Below are 20,614 nucleotides of genomic sequence, written 5' to 3' on the forward strand. Positions count from 1 at the left end.
CGACCGACACCGACAGCCTCTTTCGCGCTCCCCCGCCCAGTTCTGGTATGACCGAGTACTTCGAAATCCACGAGCGCGACGGGGCCGCGCGCGTGGGTGAACTCCGCCTCGATTTCGAGGCTGCGGCTGCCGATTCGGACCCCGATCGCAAGCCACCCCGAACGACCCCCGCGCTCGTCGACGACGTGCTCGAGGACGCGGGGTCGCTCTGGTCAGCCGACCGCGAACTCCCCGCGGGCGACGGCTCGAAACTCACCGTCCTCCCCCACCGAGCGTTTCCCGGCGGCACCGCCGAGGAGGTTCAGGAGTCGTTCGCCGTCGAGTATCCGGATGTCGACTACCCGAGCGTCGCCGTCGTCTCGAGCGAGAGTTCCGCGGACCACGGCACCGACGCCTACGCGGTCTCGGACGTGCAATCGTTCACCGGCCACGGTGCCGGACTCGTCGAGGCCGTCGTCGACGTTCGAAGCGCGATTCCGACCGACACCGCACTGTTCTTCTCCGGCGTGGCCACGCCGCGAAACGTCGCCTTGCTCGCCTACGCCGGCGTCGATCTCCTCGACCGCACCGCCGCCGTCGTGAAGGGCACCGAAGGCCGGTACCTGACGACCGACGACGCCTACTTCCTCGAAGATCTCTATGAACTGCCCTGTTCCTGTCCCGCCTGCCAGCAGCCCCGCGACGAGTTCACTCGCGAGGACTGCGTCGAGCACAACGTCAACGCGCTCGAAGCGGAGATGGGAATCGTCCGCCGGCGCATTCGCGACGGCCGCCTGCGCGACTACGTCGAGGGACAGGCCCGCCAGGACCAGTGGCTCACCGCCGCGATGCGCGAACTCGATTCGCAGTGGGGCTACCTAGAGGAGCGCACGCCGATCCTCCGGGATGCGCGGATCGACGCGGCGACCGAGGACACCCTCCGCCGGGTCGAGATCCAGCGCTACGCCGACCGCGTCACGACGCGGTACCGAAACCGCTTCGACAACCCGCTCGTGTTGGTGCCCTGTTCCGCGGCGAAGCCCTACAGCGAGTCCCAGAGTCACCGCCAGTTCCACGACGCCATCCAGTGGCGCGCCCACCTCGTCTCGATGACCAGCCCCATCGGCGTCGTTCCACAAGAACTCGAGACGACCTATCCGGCCCAGCACTACGACACCGTCGTCACCGGGCGCTGGTCCGAGGATGAAAAGCAGTTCGTCAGCGCGGTGCTCCGGCGCTATCTCGAGCGCAACGAGTACCCGCGGATCATCGCTCACGTTCCCGACGAGGGGTATCGAGACATCGTCGGCCGCGTCGAGGACGAACTCGACCTCGACGTGACCTACACCGTCGCGGAACACCCGACGGACGACGAGTCACTCGCGAATCTCAGCGAGGCGCTCGCGGGCGAACTCAAGTACTCGAAGCGCGAGCGCGAGCACAACACCGTCCGCGCCATCGCGGACTACCTGCTCGGCGACGGAGCCGGCGACGAACTCTTCGACGACATCCAGACTACGAGCCGGTACCCGAAGATCCAGGTCCGCGACCGCGAGGATACCCAGCTCGCGACGATGGTGCCCCAGTACGGTACCCTCTCCTTTACCCTCGCGGGTGCCCGCCGGTGGGTCGACAGCAATGCGCCGGTCAAGCGCGTCGAAATCGACGGCTTCGTTCCCCACGGCAGCGTGCTCGCGCCGGGCGTGGTCGACGCCGACGAAGATATTCGCGTCGGCGACGAGGTTGTCGTCGAAGGTCCCAATGCATTCGCCGTCGGCCGCGCCGAGATGTTTGGCCGCGAGATGGCGGAGAGTTCACGCGGCGTTGCCTGCGAGATTCGCCACGTCGAAGAGAAGTGAGTAGGGTCCTTCATCTGTTGGCCTTTGAGGGCTCAGCCACGAAGTCTGTCCGAGGGAATTAGGGAATTAGAGAGCCGTTTGGAGTTCCTTCACAGTTTAACTGAGCAGGGAGATTCGTGGCTCAGTAGCGAAAACTACGTCTACACGTGACCGAGATGGGAGAAATAGAAGATCGTAAGTGGTCGGTTCATCCGAGAGACCGCCTGATGGCTGTCACAATTGGCGCTGGTCACCCGCTTCTCCGTGGCGTTATCCGCCGACCGAGGCGGATCACTCGCGTAAGGCGACGATGTGATTGTCGGCCGTCGACGCGTACAGCGTCGAGTCCGCAGCGACGAATCGGGCGGTTCCGATCGCGTCTCGCTCCCAGAGACGTTCGCCGGATTCGGCGTCCATCGCGGTCAGCGGATACCCGGCGTACACCGTTCCGTCGGCGACGATCGCGCCGGCAGCCCCGCTCACGCCGGCGGTCCATCGTCGACTCCCGTCGGGCCGCATCGCGAGGAGTTCCCTGTTACTCGTCGCGATCGGCGCGACGATCGGTCCGTTCTCGGCAACGGTGATCGCGAACGACCCGTAATCGAGTTCAATTCTGTGTTGTGTCTCTCCGTCGGCGTCGTAGACAACCACGTCTCCGCCGTCGGCGGGAGGCTGGTACTGTGAAACGTAGATCAGTTCCTCCGCGATCGTTGGATGACGCGATTCGGTGGGGTCCTGACTCTGGACGCGCCAGCGTTCCGCGAGCGTTCGGCCCTCTCCCTCGTAGCTGGCGAGGATCCCGGAAAAGGCTGCGTACAGCATGCCGTTGGCAGCCGCCATGTTTCGGACCCACGTCTCGCGCTCGCGGACGATTTGACCTGTGTCTGCGTGGAGCGTCCAGTACCGATCCCGATCCGCGACGAACACGTAGCCGTTCTGCTCGTGAATACCCGTGATTTGGCTCGGTACGGTGGCTCGCCACTGCTCGTCTCCTGTGGGTGAACGCGCGACCAGCTCCGATTCTTGGAGCCCCCAGTTCAGGTGGTACAGGCGTCCATCGACGTACTTCAGCCCGGAAGCGCCGTCGATATCGTGCTCCCACTGGTGCGTTCCGTCGGCGGCGTCGAGCGCCACCAGCCGGTACCGTGTCGAGACGTACACTGTCCCGTTGGCGACGACGAGCGACCCGTCACCGAGCCGGTCGTCGAGGTCGTACCGCCAGTCGATCTCGGGTTCGGTTCGTGGTGGTGTTGCGTGCGGATTGTACCGGCGCTTCGCAGGGCCGTAGTCGTCTTCGGCCCACGTTCCCGGCCCGGGACGCCAGTCGGGGTCAACGCGGCGCTCCGGGGTACTGCGGCGCACATCTCCGAGGCGTTCCCGAGCCGTAGTACAGCCAGCGAGACCGACGGTCGCGGAGGATGCGGCCACGAGGACCTGGCGACGACGCATGGAAGGCACGGCAGATGCTCACTCCGCCACACTAAATATTTGGTGACTGTGTTGCTAATCGCACCCACCACCCAATCCCATTCCTCCTTTGTGTCCGCGACTGACCGCGACGACTGACGAACCGACCCCGTCTCCGCACGATAACGAGGGCACCCATCCGCCCACTTTCTTCACAGAAATTCCAGTAGTTATATTACTCTCCTTGCGGAACTGTCAGAACGGAAGTCACCTCCAAACGAATACGCGGGGGCATGCGTACGAAATGCCCCGGGTGCTAGAACACCCGAGACGTGGCTTCCACTGCGGCTCGCAATGGTTGCCATGTTTCCATTACTGCTACCGAGACAAAAAGGTCTCGCACGACAGACAGGGATAGCTATCGTTCACAACCAGCGCACGGAGCCGGATGGTTCCACGCACGGGCCTGTTTCGAATTGTCTCCTTGCTGCCCACCACGGGTGGTGTCGGTGACCGCGGAGTCCGACGGGTCGCCACCCCTGGATGCACCCGCCCACGACCCAGCCGATCTCGACGCACAGAACGAGACGGTCTGCTACCGCTGTGACCGCCCCATCGACGCCGACCGTTGGATCCGCCTCACCGCGCGTCCGGGACCCGGCGTGACAGGGACCTACGAAGCCACCGCCCGGCCCTGCTGTCCCGACTGCGTGGCGGCCCTCGGACTGCTCGAGTTCACCGTCGACCCGCGGTCGACCGGCTCGAACTGAACCGATTCGACGGGTCCTTTCACCGTCGGCCGCGCCGAGGTGTTCGTGCGGCGTCGCCTTCGAAAGCCATCACGTCGAAGAAAAGTGACTGTCAGCGACGACCGCGAGCGATCACCGACCGGGGCATTCTTTGAGCAAGTGCTCGCGATAGATCGCCACCTGAACTCGGTCCCCACAGAGATCGCAGTGACAGTAGGAATCGCGTTCGTCCGTGTCCGTATCCTGTTCGACCATCACGAGTTGGTTTGCGGGCCACGGATGTAATCGACCGGGTTCTCGACAAGTTTTAAAGCCGACACGAAGTATCGATACCGCGGACTAACGCGTGTCTCTCGGTCCCGATCCGTCGGTGTATCCAGTTTTCGGACCGGTCCATTCTTTGGAGTTACTATCAAAATATAGAATTGTTTTATCCCCCTACACGCCCTACTCCCTATCGGAGACAGTAATGTCCTCGAACACAGTATCTACAGACGACTCGTACAGCTACTCGCTCAAGCGCGGCTGGCGAACGCTCGCCATCGCCGGGGCCGTCGTCGGCCTCCTCGGTCTCTTCGCCATTGCGTTCCCGCTCGCGACGGGGATCTCGGCGACGCTTGCGCTCGGCGCACTGCTCGCACTTAGTGGCATCGTCCACGGCGCACACGCCGTTACCGCACGCGGGTGGAGCGGCTCGCTCTGGCAACTCGCACTCGGAATCGTCGCCGTCGTTGCCGGGGTCCTCCTACTCGCAAACCCAGTTATCGGCCTCCTGACGCTCACGATCTTGGCCATCGCGTACCTCCTGGCCGACGGCATCGCCGAACTCTGGATGTCGATGCGGATGGCGGACCAGCCCGGACGCATGTCCGTCGCCGCAAGCGGCGTGCTCTCGCTCGCACTGGCGGTCCTGCTCTGGGCCGGCTTCCCGGCGGATGCGGCCTGGGCGATCGGCCTACTTGTCGGCGTGAGCCTCTTCATGACCGGCCTCTCGATGGGCATCGTCGCCATCAGCGGCCGAAACATGGACGACACGAACGCCACCGCGGGTGAGCCGCGGAGCGCATGAGACGCCAGCCGGACGATCGACCCGATCCCGGTTCATTTTGACCTGCTTTTGCTGCTCGCCACTTCGCTCACCAGCGTCACGCTCTGTGTCCCCCCTCACGGTTGGAGAGAAGCGAGCAATTATTCGGCTTCCGCCTCAAATCATCGGTGTGAACCTCTCGATTGTCGATCTTGCACCCGTCCCTGACGGGGCGAGTGCAACTGAGGCCTACGAGAACACCGTCGAACTCGCTCAACTGGCCGAGGAACTCGGGTACTCGCGGTTCTGGGTCGCCGAACACCACAGCATGGCCGACTCGATCGCGAGCACGACGCCCGAGGTGCTGATCGCCCATCTCGCGGCCAAGACCGACACGATCCGCGTCGGCTCCGGAACGGTGTTACTCAACCACTACAGCCCGTTCAAGGTCGCCGAAACGTTCAGTTCACTCGATGCGCTCGCCCCCGGCCGCATCGATCTCGGACTCGGACGCGCCACCGGCAAACCCGCCGCCGACCGCGCGCTCCGAACCGAGCGACGCAAGCAAAACCCCGACGAGGACCACGCCCGGAAGATCGAAGAAACCGCCACCCACCTCTACGACGAGTTCGGTGCGGACCATCCGTACGCCGATCTCCAACTGGCTCGCTCGGCCGAGGACGTCCCGGAAATCTGGGTGCTCGGCTCCAGTCCCTCCAGTGCGAAGATCGCGGGCGAACTCGGGCTCCGCTACTGCTTTGCAGCGTTTATCAGGCCGACCCTCGCCGTGCGCGCCTTCGAGACCTACCGGGAGCACTTCGATCCCGCCGCGTCGGACGCCGGGGTCGACGAACCGAAGGGGATGCTCGCGGTGAACGTCGCCTGTGCCGACACGGACGAGGAGGCCGCACGGCTTCGGGCGAGCGCCGAGGCGTCCTACAAGCGCATGCAACGCGGTGTTACCGGATCGACGCCGACGGTCGACGAAGCGATCGACGAACTCGGTGGCGTCCCCGATCCGACACCGCAGTCGCTGCCGCCCGGCGAGTGGCCTCGCGCGATGTCCGGCAGTCCGGAGACGGTGGGAACGCTGCTCGACGAACTGACCGACCAGGTCGGCGTCGACGACGTGATCGTCCAGAACCTCATCGCGGATCACGACGACGTGCTCCGCTCGCACGAACTGCTCGCCGAGGCTGTCGGATTGGACGCTCACTAAGTGATTACACGCGATTCACGACATCACAACAGCAAGCCGCGGACTACTCCCCGAGGGCCGAATCGAAAAACTTCCGCTCTGCGGTCCGAAGGTGCTGATTAAACGTCGCCGGCGCGATGCCGAGGCGGTCTGCGATCTCCTCGCCAGTACTCTCGCGCGGCCAGTCGAAGTACCCCGCGAAGTACGCCGTCTCGAGGGCCGCTCGCTGTTTCTCCGTGAGATCGTCCTCGAGCACGCCCATCATTCTCCGCCCGGCTCCCGATCCACCCGACCCCGAATCGTCCCGCTCGCTCCGCTCCGTCGTTCGCTGTGCGAGATAGGTCGCATCGGCCCGGTGTTCTTTGATCAGTTCGATCATCTGGCGCGTATCGCGGCCGCGCGGGAGTTCGACGACGAATCTGAACTCGGAATCTGCGATCGTCGCCGACTCGACCCGGCCACCGTGGGTCGCAATCGCCTCGAACAGCGACGCCGCAGCCGGTATCACGAGTTCGAACTCGAACTCATCGCGCTTTACGGAAAGGAATCTGACAGCGGTGACGCCCTCGCTTTGCTCGACGGCCTCTTCGAAGGCTTCCCGTGAGATGTCTTGAGCCGTCCCGTATGCGAGCAGCGCCTCGTCACCCCGGATCAGTTGCTTGATCGAAATCGTCCGCGACTCGGTATCCGTCAGCGCGACCAGTTCCGGAACCATCTCTTCGAGTCTGAACTCGAGTTCGATGACGGCGTCGCTGACCAGCGCGTCGCGGCGTTCGATCGCGGTGATCGCGTGGGCGATCGTGTCGCCGATGCGGGCGAGAATCTGCGTCTCCGGAGCGGTAAACGCGCGTGGAGACGAGGCATACACGTTGAGGACGCCGTAAATGAGGTCCTCGTGGATGATCGGGATCGATGCCGATGACTGGTAGCCGCGTGATTCGGCTTCCTCGCGCCAGGGCTCGAACTCGGGGTCGCTGTCGACGTTGTTTGCGACNGATGACTGGTAGCCGCGTGATTCGGCTTCCTCGCGCCAGGGCTCGAACTCGGGGTCGCTGTCGACGTTGTTTGCGACCTGAACCGTCCCGGTTCGAATTGCGGTTCCCGCCGGCCCCTGACCGGTCGGTTCCCCCTCGTCGGCGCTGATTTCGACCGCTTCGAGATAGCCGTTCTCGACGCCGGCCGCCGCCTTGGGGACGATGTCGTCGCTCCCGGGATTGACCTCGCCGATCCAGGCGAAGCGGTAGCCGTCCGATGCCGTAAGCCGGTCACAGACCCGTTGTTCGAGTTCAGCGCGCGTCTCGGTGGTGATCACCGCGTGGATGATGTCGTGACCGATGTCGTTGAGGCGGTTGATCGCCTCGAGTTGTTCGCGCTGGCGGCGGCGTTCGTGCTCCTGGCGGGCGCGTTCGATCGCGTGGTGAATCGTTCGAACCAGCAACTCGCTCGTCACTTCGTCTTTGACGAGGAAGTCCTGTGCTCCCTGCTGGATCGCCTGAATACCGACTTGCTGGTCCCGCAGACCAGTCAACACGACGATTGGTGTCGTGTCGCTCGCTTCGGAGACGGTTTCGAGCGTCTCGAGTCCCTGGCTGTCGGGCAAATTCAGATCGAGCAGGACGACATCGACGGCACTCTGCTCGAACGTCTCGAGGCCGTCTGCCAGCCGACTTTCACGGATTATCTCCGGTGTTTGCTCGGCGGACTCGGACGAACTGACCCGCTGTGCGAGTTCTTCCGTATCCCGGAGCATTTCCTCGATCAACCGCGCATCGCCGGGATTGTCCTCGATGAGTAACGCTCGAAGCGTCTCGGATTGCTCCGGTGTCGCGGTCGTGGTATCGAGTTTGTCCCGTCCGCCCGATCCGGTCGTCGTTTCGCTTTCGGACTGGTTCCGGCGCTCGTTCTCAGGGTTACTCTCTGTCATTACTGATCACGCTCTGACGGCAACCGAACCACCGAAAACCAGAACTTTTCGAAGGTTCGTACCGTCTCGATAAACTCGTCAGGATCAACCGGCTTCGTCAAGTACGCATTCGCATGCAACTCGTAGGAGGTTGCAATATCCTCCTCCGCTCGTGAACTCGTCAAAACAATCACCGGAATCGAATGCAGTTCTGCGTCGTTCTTGAGTTCTTCGAGCACTTCCGTTCCGTCCGTCCGCGGCAGATTGAGATCGAGTAAAATCAGATCCGGACGCGGTGCGTCCGCATACTCACTGCGCTGATAGAGGTACTCGAGCGCTTCGGCCCCGTCGGAAACGACGTGCAGTTCGTTCTCGATTCGTCCCTGTTTGAACGCTTCCTTGGTGAGCCGAACATCTCCCGGATTATCCTCCACTAACAGGATCTGTACCGGCATCGATTTGGCCGCTCGACTGTCAGTCATCGACCCATCCGTGTCGTCGCCGCTTCTGATACTGGCGGATAGCAGTCAATACGAAGTTGGTCGCGAATTCGCGGCTGTCTCCACCGGCGACGGCCGCAGCGAAGCGACCACTCTTCACGCCGTTCTGTCCGACAGTATGAACTCGCAGTGAACGAGTCGCAGGCGGGCTGGTTGTCCCTGTCGCCTCTGTCGCGGCGTTTGTTGATTCGATACCCAGTCTGGCACCTAACTCATATTTCCGGTATCCACCCATGTAAGCCTCCTGAACGCGTTTCTCAGCCGGTTTGTACTGCAGCTTCTAGTATTGCAAAATCGGCTGGCAGGGATAAATGTAGTGTTCACTCTCCACAGGATGGGACGTTCCGTCGACGCGGACAGTCAGAACGGATCGAGATAGTGGTACGTTCTGGCACTGTCTGCGCTCACGTCCTCCGCCGTCACCGCTTCGTTCCACTGTCCCTCTCGCTTTCGTCGTCTCACTCCTCGGTCGGTGGCTCCGACTCCTCGCCTTCGTCCCCGTCTGCGACGGGCCGATACCGCCTCCCGCGGTGCTCGCCAACCGACTCGATCAGGTCGTAATGTACCATCTTCGTCAGGTAGTTTCGTAGCGTCCGCGCCGTCTTTGGCTCCGCGACCCGTCGTTCGTACGCCTCGTAGAGTTCACCCGGCTCGATCTCACCTGCGTCGGTGATGATTTCATAGAGCACGCGCTGGTGGTCTGGAAGACCCTCGACAGTCTTGCGCCGAATCGCCGTTCGAGCGTCGGGGATCGCCGCCTCGATCGTGGTCTCGGTGACGTACTCGCGCCCGTTTCGTTCCGCTCGGCGCGCTGCTGACCGGAGGATTCCGATCCCGACGCGCGCATCGCCGGAGGCCGCGTCGGCAATCATCCGTAACTGGTCCGTCGTCACCGCATCCGGTTCGAGCCCTTGCGTTGCTCGTTCGCGAAGGATCGAGCAGAGTTCAGCCGTTCTGTATCGGTCGAACTGCACTCGGGTACCGGCGTGCAGTCGTGACCGGACGCGGTCGTCGAAGCTGGCGAAGAGTTCTTCCTCGCGGTTGGCGATCAGTACCAGCGAGACGTGGGGTAGCCGGTGTAGATCGTAGAGCGCGGCGGTTTCTTCGAGTTGATCGACTTCGTCCAGAATGGCGACGATCGGACGGGTATCCCCCTCGGCGAGTCGGTCGAAGAGTTCGTCTTTCGCCGTCGATCGATGGATGTCCGTCGTTCGGCCGGTTGCTTCAAGGAGGCTGTACAGCACGCGAAATCGCGTGTATTCCTGCCAACAGTTGACGTAGGCGACCCGGACATCCGGGTCCTGCTCGTGTAACTGGGCGAGCGTGTAGCGGGCGATGCAGGTTTTGCCAACGCCCGTCGGACCGAACAGGAACGCGGGATCAGGCCGGCGATCGGAGAGCAGTGGCTCCAGGGTCTCCGAAAGGAGATTCACCTCGTCGTGGCGATGGACGACCTCGCTCGGAACGAAGTCCTCGCGGAGCACTCGACCGTCGACGATCACACCGTCACTGTTGCTGACCGATCACAATAAGTGATGGCCCCCACGGAGGCAGAGGCAAAGGCAGAGACGGAGACCGTCGGTGTCGGATCGCACGGTGAACTCGGAGCGTCCACCGGAACGACGAGAGCCGTGTCCTCCCGGCGGGTTCCACGTTCGTTTTGTCTCCCCGGTGCCCTCTGCTAACGTCAGCGTCAGTTGCGCGTGCTAGTGGTGTAGCCCCACGCTGCGATACTGAACAGCACGCCGCCTCCGATCCACCAGGGGTCCCAGAACAGGAGATGCCCCCAGACTGCCGTCGTCGAACCGATTGCGCCGGGAACGCTGTACATTCCGGCCGCCATAAGCGCGTGCTGGAGTAGATTCCCGCCCCCGTACAGAACCAACCCGATACCCCCTGCCCAGGCACAACCGAGTAAGAGCGGACGCGGAACGCGGTGACCCCAGGGCCGAACGAGTGCAAGTGCAACGAGGCCACCGCCGGCCTTCATGATCCCAGTTACCCACAGCATCGCGACAAACGTCGCATCCCGTGACTGCGCAAACGTGCCGATCGTCTTTAGTCCGAGAGTTCCCCCGAGCGCCCAGTAGAAACTCATCGCGGCGAACACCGCCGCCCACAGACAGGCCGCGTAGCCGGCCCAGATCGGCACCCGCGTCCGACCGACTGGGCGCGTCCGCCGAGATTCGCCCATGCTCTCCGTTCACGTTCTTCGACGAAAAAGATGAGGGTCCGGCTACTATACTGGTACCGAAACGGACCTGCTATTCTCGGGGGCAAACGGAACTCGGTTCTCGGAACTCCGTCCGATACGACACATCGAAATCGATGCTGCCGGTGTTCCCCGACGAACAGTGGTTATCAGCCGTTGTACGGCGTGTGAAACCGAGATTCGGCAGCCGACCACCGAGTAGTCTGCACGTTCCCGCCGAGTTTCTTATCCTTCGTTTTCAGTCACGGTCGGTCCCCTCCTCAGTCTTCCTCGAGCGCCATCAAGAGAGGTAGTCGATACCCGGCGAGCGTTCGTGGTCCCCAGACGAGGATGACGGTGATGGCTACGACGGCGATGAGCACGTGTCGATAAGCCCCGTGTCGAACGAACCCCCCGGGAACAGGGTCTTTGTCGTGACGTTGAGGATGGCGTGACACAGAACGATTGCGAAGACGCTCTTTCCCGTGTTGTTGTAGAGCCAGACGAACAGAACTCGTACCCCCACCATGTTGAGACATCCCAAAGCGATCAGTGCCGACGATTGGCCGAGCTGCACCATCACTGGGAGGTGCCACATGGCCCAGACTACCCCCAAGAGAACGCTGGCGTGGAGCGCGCCCCACCGCTCCTGCATCGAGTCGATAACGTATCCCGACCAGCCCAGTTCTTCGCCCAGAGCGAAGACGACGAACGCACCGAACATGACCAGCACCGTCACCACCGAGAATTGCGGGGGTGGATGCGGCAACTCCAATAAGCGCATCAATCCATACCGCACGATCACCACGCCAGGCAGTAGCACAACGATGGGGATGTACCAGATCTTCGCCCTAATGTGCTTGTAATCAACGGATCGCCGCAGTAGCTGGGTCACAGCCGCGATGCCGTTCTCTCTGTACAGAAGAATTGCAGCCGCTATCGCTGGGCAAAAGCCCCCGAGTGCAGTCACCGGGATACCCGGAAACAACTGTATTCCGGTCACTATGCCGACTACCCCGAATGGGATCGAGAGCGCGAAAACCAGCGCGAAGAACGTCAGTGGTGACCGACGCCCTGCCGCGTTGGAGTTCGAGGCATCCTCATCACCTGACCGCGAGAGTGGCGGCAGCTGTGACTCCTGCTGTGCGTCACCACTCATGCCCGTCCCTCGTAGAGATGATATGTCCATTGCTCGGTCGAAGCGGGAGAACGAGTACCTTGGTCAGCGTCGATTTGTCCGGCCTGTTTGCCGAGTAGACCGAACGGCTCGCTCTGCGTGACTGTGAATGAGGGGCCATCGACCGTAGTGGTCTTTCCGAGTCGCTTCGTCATTCCGTCGGTTGCTAGTGCGTTCATCGGTACGTTCTCCTCTGGTACCGGCTGAGAACTGGGGAAACACGATGTATCCCCCTCAGCGCCGTTGGCTGTGTGGGAGTCATTGTACCGGTTCCTGATTCCGTGGTATGTTCGTTCATCGGCAATGAATTTAGAGAGCCAAAGTAGTCCTACTGTGTGCGATTATCCGGACTTCACGCCGTAGACGGCCGTCGCCCCAACTGCGCCAAGGAAGGAGCTCCCAATCGCCGATACCCCTCCCAACGGCACGAAGCTCGCAAAGACAGCGATGACGCTGAGGACGACCACTCGGACGAGTGCGTTTGCAGCGACAGCGACGAGCACTGTCAGGAGACGATATTGTACGAGGTCGATCTCCACCGGTGCGCGTCGGCCGCGTGTCGACCGGAGTTGTCATCCGAGACATACCTGTACTGGGAGGAGAGATTCGAAGGCGTTACTGGCAGATAATGATGAATCTTTAAATCACGCCGATCCACGCACCGCCTCGCCCTCGGATCGAGATAGCAGGGAGGCGTCAGGAGACGATGGCTCACTCCGCCTGTGACGAAGCCGATACTGCAGTCATGAGCCGCGCTTCGCTGTTGCGCAGATGCTCGGAGGCGGTACTGCGGGCGCATCCAACTCGCTCTGCAACGTCGATCGCGGTCGCGGTACGGGGCGTCGCATAGTAGCCAACCGCCACGGCGGCCTCAATTACTTCGCGTTGGCGAGGAGTGAGTAGCGTCTGCATCTCGGGGGCGTCTGGGATGTACGTGCCGACTTGCTCGATCGTCGTCTGAGCGCGGATCTCTTCCGGAAAGGCCTGATATGCGTCGGACAGTCCCCGTTCGTAGCCGACAATGCGGACCGTCACGTCAGACCCGCCGCCGAATCGAATCGGGAGATCGATCAGCAGGGAGTGCGTCCCGAGCAGCTCGTAAAGGCGACAAAGGTGTTCATCCGGGCGGCCGCGAATATACACATAGCCCTGTCGTCCGTCACGCTCACAGACTTCGTACTGTACGTAGTCGGGACCGTCTTCGAGTTCAGCGACGAGTTCGTCAATATCACCGTCGACATAATCGAGTTCGAGGCTTGTTCCATCACGGAAGACTCGCATGTTGAGGACTGCTCCCCGAGTGATGGCTGGACTCGGCGAGAAGACATCTTCATCAAATGTCAGACGGAGATAACGCATGCGTTTGAAGCCATACGTTCCCGGTCTTAATAGAAGATTGGCTACCGAGGTGATTACTGCAGAAACATCGAAATCGGCCGAAACGTGACGGTTGTCGGTCGTTTTACAGTATGGATTTCGAATGAGTCTCTGTATGGCGAATCGGCCTAGCCGACCTCAGACTTCATGGATCTTCTTCGGTCTGAAACGAGAACTGAACTCGACTATGTGGATTAGTTATGTATAATAGCATATAGAATTCATTCTGCCAAGTCGATTTCGACGTTCGTCGCGCATGAAAAATCCGCCTGCTTGACTTCATCACCCAGACGTCGCCCCGGCGAACTCCCAATCAGGCTGAAACGGCCAATTTCAAGCGATTATCCGACCGTCTCGTTGTCTCTTGTCACAGACCGCTAATGGGAGTTCATTACCGAGGCCGTCGAACGCGGCTACTACGAGACACCTCGAAACTGCACGCTCGATGACCTGGCTGAGACGTTCGACAGCCACAACTGGGCAGCGAGCAGGTTGCGTCACCGGGCTGAAAGCCGAATTTCGGGGTAATTCGTCGCTGAGGCGGCACCGTAGCCAGACTACAAGTGAATCGACCGGTACCGACCCCCACCATGGTCGTCCGGCCGTTGAAGACACCGAATTCAAGCGATTATATTTGACCTCGTTGCCTTCAGATCACTCACTTCCATATCGCTGTATATAGTTTATCGGAAGATATCATCAACTGGTGGCCAACACACTGCTTTGAGGGAGAACTCGCCTCTCTACGCGTTTAATCGGTGTTAAATGTAGTGTCTGCGTTCAGTTCGTGAGTGGTGAGCAAACGACCACAAGTCACTGACTGGAAGAGTTCACCGATGGGTACTCTCTCTGCAGTCAAAACGAAACTCGATCGTCGAACACGAGTGGGAACCGACGAACGCACCCGTGAGACGACCACCGACTACGAGGTGACTGTCCACGAGACGATCGACAGCATCGATCGTTCACGGTGGAATCACGTCGTTGCCCACGCGAACCAAGCGAGCGTTTTCCATCGCTACGAGTGGCTCGAGGCGATCGAAACCGGGCTCGGCTACACGCCGAACCACGTCGTCGTGACCAAAGACGGCAATCCGATCGGAATCCTCCCGAACTTCGTCGTCGATCTCCCGAAAGTTCCGTTCCAACGGCTCTGGTCGACGTATCCCGGGTTTGGCGGTCCCGCGATTACGACCGACACCGCCGAGACTCTCGATGCGATCCTCGAGATAGTCCCAACACTCTGTACCGGTCGGACCATCGTTCACGAAATCCGGGCTCACGATACGGAGTATCTCCAGTACAGCGACGTGCTCCGCTCGCACGGGTATCGACCAGCACGGTCGAAGGGGCGATTCGTCCTCTCCCTTACGGACGGGTACGACCGGGTCCGGTCAGGGATGAGCGACTCGAGACGCAAGGGAATCGAGCAGGGCAAAGCCCACCCCTACGAAATCGTTGAAGAAGAACTCACGCGAGCAACGCTCGAACGATTTCACCGCGCGTACGAACGGCACATGGAACAGATCGGCGGCGACGCCTACCCGCTTGCGTTCTTCGAGAACCTCTTGGCGATGGACTCGCGGCTGCTCCTCCTGACCCTCCGGCTCGACGGCGAGTACGCGGGCGGCTTTCTCGAACTGCTCGACGACGAACAGTCCGCCGTTCACGGCTTCTTCGCCGCCGTCCCGGAGGAATACTACGACGACCACGCCTCGGAACTGCTCTACGACGCCGTGATCCGGTGGGCGATCGACAACGGGTACGACGCCTACGACTTCGGCGGGGCGACCGGTGACTTTCGAAGCGGCCTGTTCCGGTTCAAAGCGGGGTTCGGCGGCGAACTCGTCCCGAATCTCTACTGGGAGCGCGGCGACGGACTCCGCTGGAAATTTGTGACCGCTGGCCGTGAACTCTACCTTCGGATGCGACAGTGACCGCTTCACCGAAGAACGAGTTCGGTGCAGATTGCGGACTGGTACTACGAGTCTGATCGTCCCAACTGATGCGAACGTCGTTTCAGCTGATGCAAACGAGAGATGGGCTGAAGTGGGTAGCACGCGTGTGATATACTGTCGGAAACGTGTCCGAGGTGGTCTAACGGTAAGATTCGCTCCGTGTGAGCGAGATACGCGGTTCGAGTCCCGTCCTCGGACTTCCCCAGGTGTGCTGTTCTTGGCGGCGAGTGCGACTCTGGTGTTGGTCTCGGTGGGCGGTCATCGAGAGCAGTGACTGTCGCCTGGTCGATACAGCTCACCCGCTGGCGGGTATCAATACAACTCATATATTGTATATCGCGATATAGAATTGGGTCGAGTACAGTCCACCGCAGATTCTGCGTTTGGATTTCTACAAACCATTCATCTCCACACATGTAGGCGGAGGATAGACTCTATTCATTCAGATGATACTAGGGCGTATTCGCGAGAGGTCACGAAGGTGTGTTCGATGAGCGTGTCCGAGCAGCCTGCACAATCGCATCGCTGCATTCCTGTACGGCATCGCGCAGTTCATCGCTGAAGCGGTGGTGCCACGCCCGCCAGAATGTCGATTGGTTCGGGAGGGTTTCGAAGCCGAGGTCGCGACCGAGCGATGGATTCGCTCGCAGGTGACCGTGGAGCGCGATCTCGTCCCAGCCGTTGACCATCTCGATAATGAACGCTCGCACTAGTCTCACCACCGGATACGGCCTCGAGTACGGCGCTAACGAATCACACGTATCGAACGTGCACTGGTCAATCGGAAGGCGACAGGCCAGCGTTTCGATGTCGCCACAGTCGGTAGCACGCTCGCACCACGATTGCGCGATGGTCGTGACAGCTGAGAAGTCGTCCAGCTCGTTGGCTGACCCTTTGGATTCGAGGGCGAAACAGCGGAAGGCAGTCTGCAGGGCGCCATCTAGTGAATCAGCTAACTCGTGAACTCGCCACGCGTCGCAGCAAGAAGACGGCGATACCACCGAATACGAGATTAAACACACCGAGCACTATCACCGCAGGCACGACGGTATTCCAGATGCCGGAGAACGCCGTTACGTCGATTACAGTAAGGACATCCTGGCCGAGCATCAGCGCACGGACGGCATCGACACCGTACGTGATTGGATTGATCGTTGCCACTAGCTGCATCCACTTCGGGAGAACGCTGATCGGCACGAAGGCACTTGAGGCGAAAAACAGGGGATACTGCACGAGATACGCCCAAATAGCGGCCGATGTGGCGTCCTGCGTCACGAGTGCAGCGATGTTTGAGAAGGCCGTAAACCACAGCGCAAACACGACGACGATGGCGAAGACTCCGAGCACGCCTCCCAGTCCCGTTTGGATGTAAGTCCCGACCGAGCCGCCGGAATCGATCCACAAGAGTACGTATCCGAGCACGAGAATCATCCCCGTTTCAATGATGATCCGGATCATATCTGCGAGGGCTTTCCCGAGGAACATCGCCCCACGGTGGGTCGGTGAGACGAGTATTTTGTCGAACATGCCGCTGTTCATGTCGTCGATCAACCCCATTCCCGAGTGGGTGGCTACCACCATGGCTGAGAGGATGACGATGGATGGCGTGAGGAAGGTAACATAGGTGACGTCCGCTCCGAACAGTTCTTGGATTGGCCCTCCGGCGAGCTGCCCGAACACCTGCGTGAATAATATCAAAAAGACAAAGGGCGTTATCAGTGCCTCAAACACCACAGACGAGTTACGAACGGCTTTCCGGAGCCAGCGTTTGAGCGTGATCCACACATCGACGAGGAAGCTGTTGCCAGCCGCTTGCTGTTCGACTGCCCGCGCAGTTTCGGTCGTACTCATCGACTCACCGCCGTCTGGACGGTGTCGTCCGGCTGGTCTTCGTCGGCCGTCTCTTCGCTCGCTGTTTCGCCGGTGATCGCGAGAAAGACGTCGTCGAGCGTCGGCGATCGAACGTCGAATCCCGTCACCGTGAAGCCCGCTTCCCGTAGAGCGACAAGGAGGTCGGTACCCTCCCGGCGCGCGTGCTCGGACGCGATAGCGACGCCCTCGTCGGTGGGTTCGATCGTGTCCTCCTCGAATAAGCCCGACTCGCGGACGACCCGTTGGGCGTGCGCTCGCTGCTCGGCTGTCGGATCTTCGAGCGTAATACCGAGGATGTCGCCGCCGACCTGCGATTTGAGTGCGTTCGGTGAATCGGTGGCGATAAGTTGCCCGTTTTGAATCACCGAGAGACGGTCACAGAGCTCGTCGGCCTCTTCCAGATATTGGGTCGTGAGAAACATCGTCGTCCCTTGCTCGTTGATTTCACGGAAGTGCTCCCACAGGCAAAGTCTGGCCCTCGGGTCTAACCCAGTCGTGGGTTCGTCGAGGAACACGAGCGGTGGCTCATGAACCAGTGCAGTCGCGACATCGAGGCGCTTTTTCATCCCACCCGAGAATCCACTGGGCTGCTTGTCGGCCACGTCCGCGAGGTCGACGAGGGCTAACAGGTCGTCGATCCGCTCGACGCGCCCGCTTCGGGGGACGCCGTATATCTCACACGCATACTGGATGTTTTCGCGTGCGGTGAGTTCTTCGTCCACGCTCGTCTCTTGGGCCATATAGCCGATGGACGAGCGGACGGCGCGGGGGTCCTCACCGACATCGAAGCCGTTGACGGTCACCGACCCCGCCGTGGGCTGTAGCAACGTCACGAACGTCTTGATCGCGGTCGTCTTGCCCGCCCCGTTCGGTCCTAAAAATCCGAAGAACTCACCCTGAGGGATGTCGAGGTCGATATCGCGCACCGCTCGGGTGCCGTCCGAGTACGTGAGTTCGACGTTCCTCGCCGTGATCGCAGTTGAGGAAGCCTTCCGTCTTTCGGTCGTTTCGGCGGACATGATCACAGTCCCTCCTTCGTTTCTTCCGGAACCGCGTCTTGGATCTCGTTCCCACCGATCGTGAGGAAGTCAGCCGGAGGTGTCTTCCACGACAGGGGAACGGTAGCTCGGTGCGCTTCGCCCTCGCTCACTTCGGCGGGGTCGCCCCCGAACACAACCATATCATCTATATCATCTGTTGGTCGTGGAGTGGTTCCATTCGGAGCATCGGTGCGTTCTGTGTTGATCTCTCGCGTCTGTATCCTCCGTATCACGGAGGAAGAGAGACGCTGTTTCCCCTCGGAGATTACTCCGCCCATGGGCGGGATGTTTATAATTACTCCACCCTCACTCACGTGCATGATACGGTTGGTAGCACCTCATCCAGAGAGAGGCGATTCGAGAGAGAACGAATAGTGCGACCGAGTACGTGAACCTCGACAGTAATGAGATACATAACCGTCGTCTTAGCCCTGACGGAAGACTACATTCGGTCGCAGAGCCACCAACAGATGCAGGAAAGTACCAACGATCCAAGAGAGGTATGGATCGATGGGACGCTCGTCGCGACCCAGGAAGCGATACACTACGTGAATCTTCTCGATGATGGGACCGCCGTTGGAATCGTGCAGTTCCGAGGTGATGCTGATCGTCTCGCAACGATAGAAGACGAAAACCCAGAGATCATCTCGTGTACCGTAACGGGTGGTGAGACGTGGCTGGCGTATCTCAGGTACAAGCCCGAAGCGTTTCAAACAACGCTTTTCGAACTCTTCGATACCGAAGCGATCAGTATCGACTGGCCAATGAGGGAGACTGCTGACGGACTGCAAGTCACCCTCTTCGGTGAGGATGCAGCCCTCCAGCAGATGATCGCTAGCGTCCCTGACGAAATGGACCTCCGTCTCGAACGAGCAGGAGAGTATCAACCGCAGATGGATGACCCAGCAGCGCAACTCACTGACCGACAGAAAGAGATCGTGCGAGCAGCGATCGCAGCGGGATACTACGACATCCCACGGCGTACAACACATCGTGACTTGGCGACCGAACTCGGATTGTCACAACGGACGATCGGAGAACATCTTCAGCGGGCGGAAGCAAAGATCATTCAGTCTGTAATCGTCTAAAATAACATAGATATGGGTTTTAGTATACAGCCTTCTGGGAATGGTGGGCTTTTAAGCTATATTCCGACACTGATCGTGCATTAGAAATCCACCTAGCCGACATCAGAAAACGTAGGATAAAGGACTCGTACAAGTTGATCGGTACGTTCATCAGTACAAGCAAGGAGTGTTTGTTCGGTAAGATTGCCCCGTCGTTCTCTTTGTGATAACGCAGAGAAGATCGCAGTAGACGTGGAACTCCGACACCGCTCCGATTAAGACGAAGCAAGCGCCGAAGAGATCGAAAGAGTCGATTTTAAATTAGATGATCAGGTACAATAGGATATGATTGTATAGAAGTCGGCACCGGTCTAGAGGATTAAGTCTGGGTAGCGTCTTCTACATCCTATGACAGTTACTGCGGAACTCCTCGTTAGTTCACCCTCGCTTCCGTTCGTTAGTTTCGCAGAATCGTTACCGTCCAATCAACTCGAGTGTGTACACGGCCTGTGTCTCGGAGGGGACTCTCAGGTGTTCGTCGTCCATCTCGACCCAGCCGATGGCGTTACCGAAGATGATCTCATTGCTCTTGATGAAGTAGTGGAGACAACCTCCCTTGGACGCGAGAGCGGCAGGGACGTCTATCAGCTCGGCGTCAAACTGGATGATATCGTTTCGGAAGCGTTCGTTCCCGGACAGTTCGCTAAGGCTCAAATAGAACCGACGATTATCGTTCCAGAGGGATGGTACGAAAAGAAGGTTGTTCGGGATTATGATTCGTTCAATAATATGCGGAATCATTGCGATGAGCACGGCATTCGGGTCGATCTTATCTCGATCACGCAGGATTCTCCGTCCCCAGATGAACACTCACAGTACGGGCTAACTGACCGGCAATACGAGGCACTGGCGCTCGCTATCTCTCGCGGATATTACGACAATCCCCGACAGGCCACGGCCGGCGACTTGGCTGAGGAGATGGGTATTTCTCAACCCTCGATGTCGAACCTTCTCCGTCGAGGGGAGCGCCAGTTACTCACGTCGACGATCGGGACACAGCCATCGCTGACTAACCCTTCGACGTGACAGTATCTTTCCGAACTACTGGGTCGGAAATTCACCAGGATCAATTTCTATCTGACTATCGCTGTTTCCCCGCAAGTGTTGTATGTCGATATGTAGTCCCGTGCCTGAACCACTCACTGAGCCTCTGATCAGATGCTGCTATCCAGGACGCTCTATGGAGGGGTGTTCGGGCTAGGCGAAGGGACTTAAATGGGTTTTTAGAATAGCATCGAATCCAAATGTCGTGCGATCTACACTCGAATGTG

The 20,614-nt window shown here is 60.0% G+C and carries 19 protein-coding genes and 2 pseudogenes; 8 read left to right on the plus strand and 13 right to left on the minus strand.

From position 1 onward, the window contains the following. The first annotated feature begins 47 nt into the window (after window positions 1-47). On the plus strand, window positions 48-1,838 hold the full coding sequence (gene arcS, locus C481_RS15085; RefSeq protein ID WP_006110143.1) for an archaeosine synthase subunit alpha: 1,791 nt from the start codon (window positions 48-50) through the stop codon (window positions 1,836-1,838). 270 nt (window positions 1,839-2,108) lie between these two features. Here arcS and C481_RS15090 read toward each other — a convergent pair whose 3' ends face one another. Next, window positions 2,109-3,266: an outer membrane protein assembly factor BamB family protein gene (locus tag C481_RS15090; RefSeq protein WP_006110144.1), complete on the minus strand. Its 1,158-nt coding sequence runs from the start codon at window positions 3,264-3,266 to the stop codon at window positions 2,109-2,111. Window positions 3,267-3,727: 461 nt separating this feature from the next. Here C481_RS15090 and C481_RS15095 point away from each other — a divergent pair, with 461 nt between their 5' ends. Then, window positions 3,728-3,994, plus strand: coding sequence for a hypothetical protein (locus tag C481_RS15095; RefSeq protein ID WP_006110145.1), 267 nt, complete (start codon window positions 3,728-3,730; stop codon window positions 3,992-3,994). Between the two features lie 111 nt (window positions 3,995-4,105). On the opposite strand, the gene C481_RS22985 is transcribed toward C481_RS15095, so the two are convergent. Beyond that, window positions 4,106-4,228 (minus strand): hypothetical protein, encoded by a 123-nt coding sequence (locus tag C481_RS22985; RefSeq protein WP_275040069.1) that lies wholly within the window; start codon window positions 4,226-4,228, stop codon window positions 4,106-4,108. Window positions 4,229-4,442: 214 nt separating this feature from the next. Here C481_RS22985 and C481_RS15100 point away from each other — a divergent pair, with 214 nt between their 5' ends. Both C481_RS15100 and C481_RS15105 read left to right on the plus strand, forming a co-directional pair. Further along, entirely contained in the window at window positions 4,443-5,042 is a 600-nt protein-coding gene (locus tag C481_RS15100; protein WP_006110146.1) for an HdeD family acid-resistance protein, read from the plus strand. 148 nt (window positions 5,043-5,190) lie between these two features. Continuing rightward, the gene (locus C481_RS15105; protein WP_006110147.1) at window positions 5,191-6,219 is read left to right on the plus strand and encodes an LLM class flavin-dependent oxidoreductase; all 1,029 of its coding nucleotides are present in this window, start codon (window positions 5,191-5,193) and stop codon (window positions 6,217-6,219) included. A gap of 43 nt (window positions 6,220-6,262) precedes the next feature. Here C481_RS15105 and C481_RS15110 read toward each other — a convergent pair whose 3' ends face one another. The 7 genes from C481_RS15110 to C481_RS15140 all read right to left on the minus strand — a co-directional run bounded on the left by C481_RS15110 (window position 6,263) and on the right by C481_RS15140 (window position 13,328). Next, window positions 6,263-8,122, minus strand: a complete 1,860-nt coding sequence (locus C481_RS15110) for a bacterio-opsin activator domain-containing protein (RefSeq protein ID WP_006110148.1) — start codon at window positions 8,120-8,122, stop codon at window positions 6,263-6,265. Next, window positions 8,122-8,583 carry a response regulator gene (locus tag C481_RS15115; RefSeq protein WP_006110149.1) on the minus strand — a complete coding sequence of 154 codons (462 nt, stop codon included), beginning with the start codon at window positions 8,581-8,583 and terminating at the stop codon, window positions 8,122-8,124. The genes C481_RS15110 and C481_RS15115 overlap by 1 nt, the downstream gene beginning before the upstream one ends. Window positions 8,584-9,059: 476 nt before the next feature. Then, a complete protein-coding gene (locus C481_RS15120; RefSeq protein WP_006110150.1) occupies window positions 9,060-10,103 on the minus strand; it encodes a Cdc6/Cdc18 family protein in 1,044 nt (347 codons plus the stop codon). Window positions 10,104-10,294: 191 nt separating this feature from the next. Further along, entirely contained in the window at window positions 10,295-10,795 is a 501-nt protein-coding gene (locus C481_RS15125; protein ID WP_006110151.1) for a DUF3995 domain-containing protein, read from the minus strand. A 361-nt stretch (window positions 10,796-11,156) separates the two neighbouring features. After that, window positions 11,157-11,951, minus strand: a complete 795-nt coding sequence (locus C481_RS15130; protein WP_006110152.1) for a CPBP family intramembrane glutamic endopeptidase — start codon at window positions 11,949-11,951, stop codon at window positions 11,157-11,159. 359 nt (window positions 11,952-12,310) lie between these two features. Beyond that, entirely contained in the window at window positions 12,311-12,508 is a 198-nt protein-coding gene (locus C481_RS15135) for a hypothetical protein (RefSeq protein WP_006110153.1), read from the minus strand. A gap of 172 nt (window positions 12,509-12,680) precedes the next feature. Beyond that, the gene (locus C481_RS15140; RefSeq protein WP_449406459.1) at window positions 12,681-13,328 is read right to left on the minus strand and encodes a helix-turn-helix domain-containing protein; all 648 of its coding nucleotides are present in this window, start codon (window positions 13,326-13,328) and stop codon (window positions 12,681-12,683) included. A gap of 399 nt (window positions 13,329-13,727) precedes the next feature. Here C481_RS15140 and C481_RS22730 point away from each other — a divergent pair. Beyond that, window positions 13,728-13,874, plus strand: a pseudogene (locus tag C481_RS22730) (helix-turn-helix domain-containing protein); the annotation flags it as partial. Window positions 13,875-14,182: 308 nt separating this feature from the next. Further along, on the plus strand, window positions 14,183-15,283 hold the full coding sequence (locus C481_RS15145) for a GNAT family N-acetyltransferase (protein ID WP_049904689.1): 1,101 nt from the start codon (window positions 14,183-14,185) through the stop codon (window positions 15,281-15,283). A 500-nt stretch (window positions 15,284-15,783) separates the two neighbouring features. On the opposite strand, the pseudogene C481_RS23070 reads toward C481_RS15145, so the two are convergent. The 4 genes and pseudogenes from C481_RS23070 to C481_RS21980 form a co-directional block, all read right to left on the minus strand. Beyond that, a pseudogene (locus C481_RS23070) lies at window positions 15,784-16,236 on the minus strand (transposase); the annotation flags it as partial. Between the two features lie 16 nt (window positions 16,237-16,252). After that, window positions 16,253-17,155, minus strand: a complete 903-nt coding sequence (locus C481_RS15155) for an ABC transporter permease (protein ID WP_006110157.1) — start codon at window positions 17,153-17,155, stop codon at window positions 16,253-16,255. Further along, the gene (locus C481_RS15160; RefSeq protein ID WP_006110158.1) at window positions 17,152-18,195 is read right to left on the minus strand and encodes an ABC transporter ATP-binding protein; all 1,044 of its coding nucleotides are present in this window, start codon (window positions 18,193-18,195) and stop codon (window positions 17,152-17,154) included. The genes C481_RS15155 and C481_RS15160 overlap by 4 nt, the downstream gene beginning before the upstream one ends. A gap of 2 nt (window positions 18,196-18,197) precedes the next feature. Beyond that, window positions 18,198-18,356 (minus strand): hypothetical protein, encoded by a 159-nt coding sequence (locus tag C481_RS21980; protein WP_161605635.1) that lies wholly within the window; start codon window positions 18,354-18,356, stop codon window positions 18,198-18,200. 264 nt (window positions 18,357-18,620) lie between these two features. On the opposite strand from C481_RS21980, the gene C481_RS15165 reads away from it, so the two are divergent. Further along, window positions 18,621-19,304, plus strand: a complete 684-nt coding sequence (locus C481_RS15165; protein WP_006110159.1) for a helix-turn-helix domain-containing protein — start codon at window positions 18,621-18,623, stop codon at window positions 19,302-19,304. A gap of 387 nt (window positions 19,305-19,691) precedes the next feature. After that, the gene (locus C481_RS21300; protein WP_006110160.1) at window positions 19,692-20,369 is read left to right on the plus strand and encodes a helix-turn-helix domain-containing protein; all 678 of its coding nucleotides are present in this window, start codon (window positions 19,692-19,694) and stop codon (window positions 20,367-20,369) included. Window positions 20,370-20,614 lie beyond the last annotated feature (245 nt).

Source organism: Natrialba asiatica DSM 12278, from assembly GCF_000337555.1.
Taxonomy (GTDB): Archaea; Halobacteriota; Halobacteria; order Halobacteriales; family Natrialbaceae; genus Natrialba; species Natrialba asiatica.